This window comes from Microcoleus sp. (genome assembly GCF_049646505.1).
Classification (GTDB): domain Bacteria; phylum Cyanobacteriota; class Cyanobacteriia; order Cyanobacteriales; family Microcoleaceae; genus Microcoleus.
In genome coordinates, this window is sequence record NZ_JBARVX010000142.1 from 1 (window position 1) to 6,138 (window position 6,138).

Sequence of the window (6,138 nt, forward strand, 5' to 3'; positions counted from 1 at the left end):
TGGAAGCCAACAAACTACTCCCAACCCGCCCCCAGTTACTTTGGCTGCCGGACAAACTACTCCCGCTGCGGTGAATTTCGGGAATCAAACGATACCCGCCGTACTAGGCAGCATTACTGGTATCAAATTTAACGACATTGACGGGAACGGCACTCAAGCAGCCGGAGAACTTGGTGTTGCCGGAGTGACTGTTTTCCTCGACACCAACAACGACGGCATTCTCGGTACAGGAGAAACTTCGGTAACTACGGATGCTAACGGCGGCTTCACTTTCCCCAGCTTGTCAGCAGGCACTTACAACGTTCGGGAAGTTGTACCGACTGGAAGCCAACAAACTACTCCCAACCCGCCCCCAGTTACTTTGGCTGCAGGACAAACTACTCCCGCTGCGGTGAATTTCGGCAACCAAGCAATACCGACTCCGACTCCGACTCCGACTCCGACTCCAACTCCGACTCCAACTCCGACTCCCGCTCCAACTCCTGCTCCAACTCCGATTTTGACTCCGACTCCCGTGCAGCAAGGCAGCATCAGCGGTATTAAATTCAACGATGCCAACGGTAACGGTACTCAGGATGCGGGGGAAACCGGTCTAGAAGGATGGCAAATTTTCCTTGATGCTGACGGGAACAACTCTTTAGATGCGGGCGAAACAGTTGTTACTACTGACTCTTCTGGGAATTACAGCTTCACCAACCTCAACTCCAATACTCCTTACAACGTGCGGGAAGTGCAGCGGACTGGTTGGACGCAAACTACTGCTAATCCGGCTACGGTTAATCAGGGTAGCGGTGAAAGTCGCAGTGGAATTAATTTCGGCAATTTCCAAAATATTAGTATCTCCGGCAGCAAGTTTAACGATCTCAACAACAATGGGGTTTTGGATGCTCAAGAACCGCTATTGCCGAACTGGCAAGTCTTCCTTGACGCTAACGGCGACGATTCTTTGAACGGTGGAGAAGTTAACACTGCGACTGATAGTTTAGGTGGCTACAGTTTTACTAATTTAGGCCCGGGAACTTATCGAGTTCGGGAAGTAAATCAACCTGGTTGGACGCAAACTACTGCTAATCCGGCTGATATTATTGCTGTCAGCGGCACGAATGTTAGCGATATTAACTTTGGCAATTTATTCGCCCAAACACCAACACCAACACCTCAAGCTGGAATAGATGCCGACTGCATTTGTGCGGAAATTGTTTTGCCAAATATTGCCAGCGTGCGGGGCCCGAATTCTGTTAGCGACCGCTTCGACGGTACTAACGGCAGCGATACTATTCTCGGCAGCAGTAACGGTGATGAAATCAACGGTTTTGACGGATCTGATTTGTTGGCTGGATTGCGGGGAAATGACAATATTTATGGGGGGCTTAACAGCGATTTCCCGGTCGGCCCAAATATAGACAGCGACTTGCTGTTTGGCAACGAGGATAATGATTACATCAACGGCGTTGCTGGAGATGATTTAATCTTTGCGGGCGAAAACGACGATGTTGTTTACGGTGGCAAAGATGATGACATCATTTTTGGAGACAAGGGGAGCGATACTTTAATTGGCGATGAGGGCGATGATACTATCTACGGGGGAACTCTTAACCCTTTGGACTCGGATTTGACGGGCAACGATTTGCTGTTTGGTTTGGCGGGCGATGATTTCCTCAGCGGGGAAGAAAATCAAGATACGATCGCGGGCGGTGACGGTAATGATACCGTGCGGGCAGGTAAGGGCGATGACGTAGTTCTGGGCGAATCGGGTAACAACCTGCTGTTTGGCGATGAAGGCAACGATACTATCTGCTGCGGCGACGGGGAAGATACTGTGTACGGGGATATTGGCAGCCCTCTTCCCGTTGGTTCTGCTGGCGGCCAAGACCAAATCTGCGGCGGTTCGGGCAACGATTTGCTGTTTGGCAATGAAGGTGAGGATACTGTCAATGGCGATGCTGGGAACGATACTGTTTACGGCGGGAAGGATAATGACAGTTTGCTCGGCGGTGCTGGGGATGATTTCTTGTTTGGAGATGAGGGGAATGATACTCTGATTGGAGGTACTGGGAGCGATCGATTTATGTTGGGTATTGACCTCGGCAGCGAGACTATTTTAGACTTTCAAGATGGCACGGATTCGATCGGCTTAATGGGCGGTCTGAATTTCTCGCAACTGAGCATTGTGGCGGAGAATAGTTCTACTCTGATCCGAGTTACTGGTTCGGGTCAACTTTTGGCAACTCTCAGCAATGTGCCGGCAAGCCTGATTGCTGCTACAGATTTTACTTTCCTGTAGTAACATACCCCCTTTGATGATTCGGCGGTTTCAAAAGACTGGATTTAATTACCTGAATCCTAATTAACAGCAGCCAATCGAAAATTTAGAAGCGCGATCGTAGTTAGCCGATCGCGCTTCTAAATTTTAGACGAGTAGTAAAGAGCCTCATCAGCCGCCAGTACCAGCGCTGCCACATTATTTTCCGCCCCCGGAACAACGCTGGTAATTCCCAAACTAATTGTCAGCACAAAATTAGTCAAACAGTCAACATTTTCTGGATAAAAAACAATATTCATATCGTTTCCGGTTGCATCGGAATGATTTAACCACAGAGAACACAGAGAACACAGAGAGGTCAGAGAGAAATGAATAATTCCGATGCTAACGGAATTGATATCAAAGGTTTAACTTCGGATAGCTGTCGCTCCAGTTCAGTCCGTTTTGGCGCGCCAAATCTTGGACTTTTTCGGCAGTAAAGTCTGATAGTTTAATCGGCAGTCCTACATTAAATGGAGATTGATTGAGACTCAAAGCAATATAAATTTCGGTGGAGTGCATGACGGCGGTGCGGAGTTTTTTCCAGGTTTCGCTCTGTCGAGATTGTTTGTACCAAGAACGAAATCAGGCTCCCGCGCTTGCCAAATTCTGCACGAGCTAGGGCTGCGGCGGGCGATCGAGCTATACAAAATGGAGAGTCGATCGGTATTGGCCCGCCGGGAAATTCTAAGTCCGCAACGGTTTGGATTAAGTTTGGTGATTTTTGGATTCCTGCCACAGTCTTTCCGCGACGCGATACCCTGACTGTATCTTACCCTTGCCAGGTTAGGGGTATACCAGCGGTATCGAAGACTTATTGACAATCCCCTACACAATGTAAGTTTTTCGGGACTTCCCGCGACTGACTTTGCTATAGTAGTGTCACTTTACCCAATTTCAAACCCTGCTTCAACACTGCTGTGCAGACCGACACAAATTCGACGGCGGCCCAGACGCGATGATTCTTGGCCTCTAGCTGAAAAGTCAGTCGTCTGTCGCCGATGTCGTGCAGGCTTCGCCCCCATCAAAGGAGAAATAATCATTGTCACGCCGCTATTTGTTCACCTCTGAATCTGTTACCGAAGGCCATCCCGATAAAATCTGCGATCAAATTTCAGATACAATCTTAGATGCCTTGCTGACCGAAGACCCTAAAAGCCGCGTCGCCGCCGAAGTTGTCGTCAACACGGGTTTGATGCTGCTCACGGGCGAAATTACCACAAAAGCGCAGGTAAATTACATCGAATTAGCGCGGAAAAAAATAGCCGATATTGGCTACATCCACGCTGACAACGGATTTTCTGCCAATAGCTGCTCGGTGTTGGTGGCTCTAGACTCTCAGTCTCCCGATATTGCCCAAGGTGTCAATACGGCTCAGGAAAGCCGGGAAGAAGCTAGTGAAGAGCAGTTGGATGCCATCGGTGCTGGCGACCAAGGTTTGATGTTCGGTTTTGCTTGCAACGAAACGCCGGAATTGATGCCTCTGCCGATCAGTTTAGCGCACCGGATTTGCCGTCAATTGGCTGCAGTCCGCAAAACAGGTCAGTTATCTTACCTGCGTCCCGACGGCAAAAGCCAAGTTACGGTAATGTACGAGGACGGCAAACCTGTTGGCATCGATACGATCTTAATTTCTACGCAGCACACTGAGGCGATCGGCGACATCACAGAAACAGCCGCAGTTCAAGCCAAAATCAAAGAAGACCTTTGGGCTGCAGTCGTCCAACCGGTGTTTGCCGATATTAGCGTCAAGCCGGATGCAGAAACTCGCTTCCTTGTCAACCCTACCGGCAAATTTGTAGTCGGCGGGCCTCAAGGAGATTCGGGTTTGACGGGCCGCAAAATTATTGTGGATACCTACGGCGGCTATTCCCGCCACGGCGGCGGTGCTTTTTCGGGAAAAGACCCCACGAAGGTAGACCGCAGCGCGGCTTATGCTTGTCGCTACGTTGCTAAAAATATCGTGGCGGCCGGTTTGGCCGAAAAGTGCGAAGTGCAGTTGAGTTATGCGATCGGCGTGGCGCGGCCTGTCAGCATGATGATCGAAACTTTTGGCACCGGGAAAGTTGAGGACGATCGGCTTTTAGAAGTTGTGAAGCAGCATTTTGAACTGCGTCCTGCGGGCATCATTCAGGCATTTAACTTGCAGAATTTGCCGGCTGAAAGAGGCGGCCGTTTCTATCAAGATGTGGCAGCTTACGGTCACTTCGGACGCACTGATTTAGAGTTGCCTTGGGAGCAAACTGATAAGGCGGAACTTTTGAAAGAAGCTTTGAGCCAGAAGTTGTCCGGGGTCGCTGGATAGTAAAATTTCAGGGCCAGCCAGTAAAATTTCAGGGGCAGGCTAGTAAAATTTCAGGGGCGGGCTAGAAGCCCACCCCACTAGAAATTTTATTGTTTGTGGAACGGGCTTCTAGCCCGTTGCTAACAGCCCACAAGAAATTTTATTAATTGTGGAACGGGCTTCTAGCCCGTTGCTAATATTGACACCTAATATAACTTATAAAAAATCGTACAAAATCTTGTAAATCCCTAGACTAAATGCCATTGTTAGAGCGATTCCAGTCAGCAATTCACAGTTTTAAATCTTTATTAAAACAGCAGTTTGCAGTTCCAGTTGATGCAAAAAATCAAATAACGGTTCCAACGACATTTACGCCCGATCGCACTGGAATGCGCGGCGTTTGGATACCCAGCACCGACTGCAAAGTTCTCACCTCAAAACAGCGGATTGCTGAAGCAATGGACTTTCTGGCAGATACGGGATTTAATACAATTTTTCCTGTAGTTTGGAACCGGGGTTTTACTGCTTATCCTTCTCAAATTATGCGCGAACAATTTGGGATAGAAATTGACGCTAGGTATCAAGGGCGCGACCCTTTGGCAGAATTAATTGTTGAGGCGAACAGAGTTGGTTTAAAAGTTATTCCTTGGTTTGAATACGGATTTGTGAGTTCTTACAATCTCAACGGCGGTCATTTGCTGGCGAAAAAACCTGAGTGGGCGGCGCGCGATTGCAGCGGCAATTTGCTGAAGAAAAATAAGTTTGAGTGGATGAATTCTCTTGATGGGGAAGTTCAAGAATTTTTGCTGGAGTTGATGCTGGAAGTTGCTAGGAATTATCCGGTAAATGGCATTCAAGGAGACGATCGCATTGCGCTTCCTTCCGAAGGCGGTTATGATGAAAAAACGGTTGAACGCTACCTGCAAGAGTGCGGGAGAGAACCGCCACAAAATCCGAAAGAGCGACATTGGCTGCACTGGCGCGCCGATATTATTACTGAGTTTGTGGCTCGCTTGCACCGAGAATTGAAGGCTATTAATCCTGATTTGTTGCTGTCGCTTTCGCCTAGTCCCTATGAATGGGGACTGGTGGAATATTTGCAAGATTCTCAAACTTGGGTTGACAAAAAGTTGGTGGATATGCTTCACCCGCAGTTTTACCGCCGGGATTTTAAGGCTTACAAACAATTGGTCGATCGGCTGGTTGACCAACAGCTTAGCGGCGAACAACTGCACTGCGTGTCGCCCGGTATTTTGTTGGCGAATCGAGGTAGTAAGTATAGCATGAATCCCGAACATTTGTTGCAAGTAATTGCTTACAACCGCGCTCGCGGCATTCCAGGGGAAGTGCTGTTTTTTTACGAAGGTTTGCGAGATAACGGTAACGCTTTGGCTGAGGTTTTGAAAAACGGGCCCTACGCTAGGTGATATCATTTCCGGTAACACCGTCAGGTGATGTTGGCGGTACGACTGTTAACTGTTAACTGTTGATGGTTTGAACAATACCGATACAACCGAAAACGATATGATATCAATTCCTGTTGCGCCGTCAG

Annotated in this window: 5 protein-coding genes and 1 pseudogene; 3 read left to right on the forward strand and 3 right to left on the reverse strand. The window is 48.5% G+C overall.

Annotation, left to right across the window (positions count from 1 at the left end; all coding sequences use genetic code 11):
* The coding region (locus tag WBA89_RS07975; protein WP_424405406.1) for an SdrD B-like domain-containing protein at positions 1-2,284 on the forward strand (2,284 nt) is incomplete at its 5' end.
* A gap of 119 nt (positions 2,285-2,403) precedes the next feature.
* Here WBA89_RS07975 and WBA89_RS07980 read toward each other — a convergent pair.
* The 3 genes and pseudogenes from WBA89_RS07980 to WBA89_RS07990 all read right to left on the reverse strand — a co-directional run bounded on the left by WBA89_RS07980 (position 2,404) and on the right by WBA89_RS07990 (position 3,041).
* Positions 2,404-2,562, reverse strand: coding sequence for a hypothetical protein (locus WBA89_RS07980; RefSeq protein ID WP_424405408.1), 159 nt, complete (start codon positions 2,560-2,562; stop codon positions 2,404-2,406).
* Between the two features lie 100 nt (positions 2,563-2,662).
* Positions 2,663-2,827: pseudogene (locus WBA89_RS07985) on the reverse strand (AAA-like domain-containing protein); the annotation flags it as partial.
* Positions 2,772-3,041, reverse strand: a complete 270-nt coding sequence (locus WBA89_RS07990; RefSeq protein ID WP_424405410.1) for a hypothetical protein — start codon at positions 3,039-3,041, stop codon at positions 2,772-2,774. The gene WBA89_RS07990 and the pseudogene WBA89_RS07985, both read right to left, overlap by 56 nt.
* Before the next feature lie 303 nt (positions 3,042-3,344).
* On the opposite strand from WBA89_RS07990, the gene metK reads away from it, so the two are divergent.
* The gene (gene metK / locus WBA89_RS07995) at positions 3,345-4,607 is read left to right on the forward strand and encodes a methionine adenosyltransferase (protein ID WP_424405412.1); all 1,263 of its coding nucleotides are present in this window, start codon (positions 3,345-3,347) and stop codon (positions 4,605-4,607) included.
* 236 nt (positions 4,608-4,843) lie between these two features.
* A complete protein-coding gene (locus WBA89_RS08000) occupies positions 4,844-6,013 on the forward strand; it encodes a glycoside hydrolase family 10 protein (RefSeq protein ID WP_424405414.1) in 1,170 nt (389 codons plus the stop codon).
* Positions 6,014-6,138: the final 125 nt, after the last annotated feature.

Bases quoted from the DNA above. Each gene is read 5' to 3' on its own strand.
- WBA89_RS08000 (WP_424405414.1), top strand. From the start codon at position 4,844: ATGCCATTGTTAGAGCGATTCCAGTCAGCAATTCACAGTTTTAAATCT.
- WBA89_RS07980 (WP_424405408.1), bottom strand. From the start codon at position 2,562: ATGAATATTGTTTTTTATCCAGAAAATGTTGACTGTTTGACTAATTTT.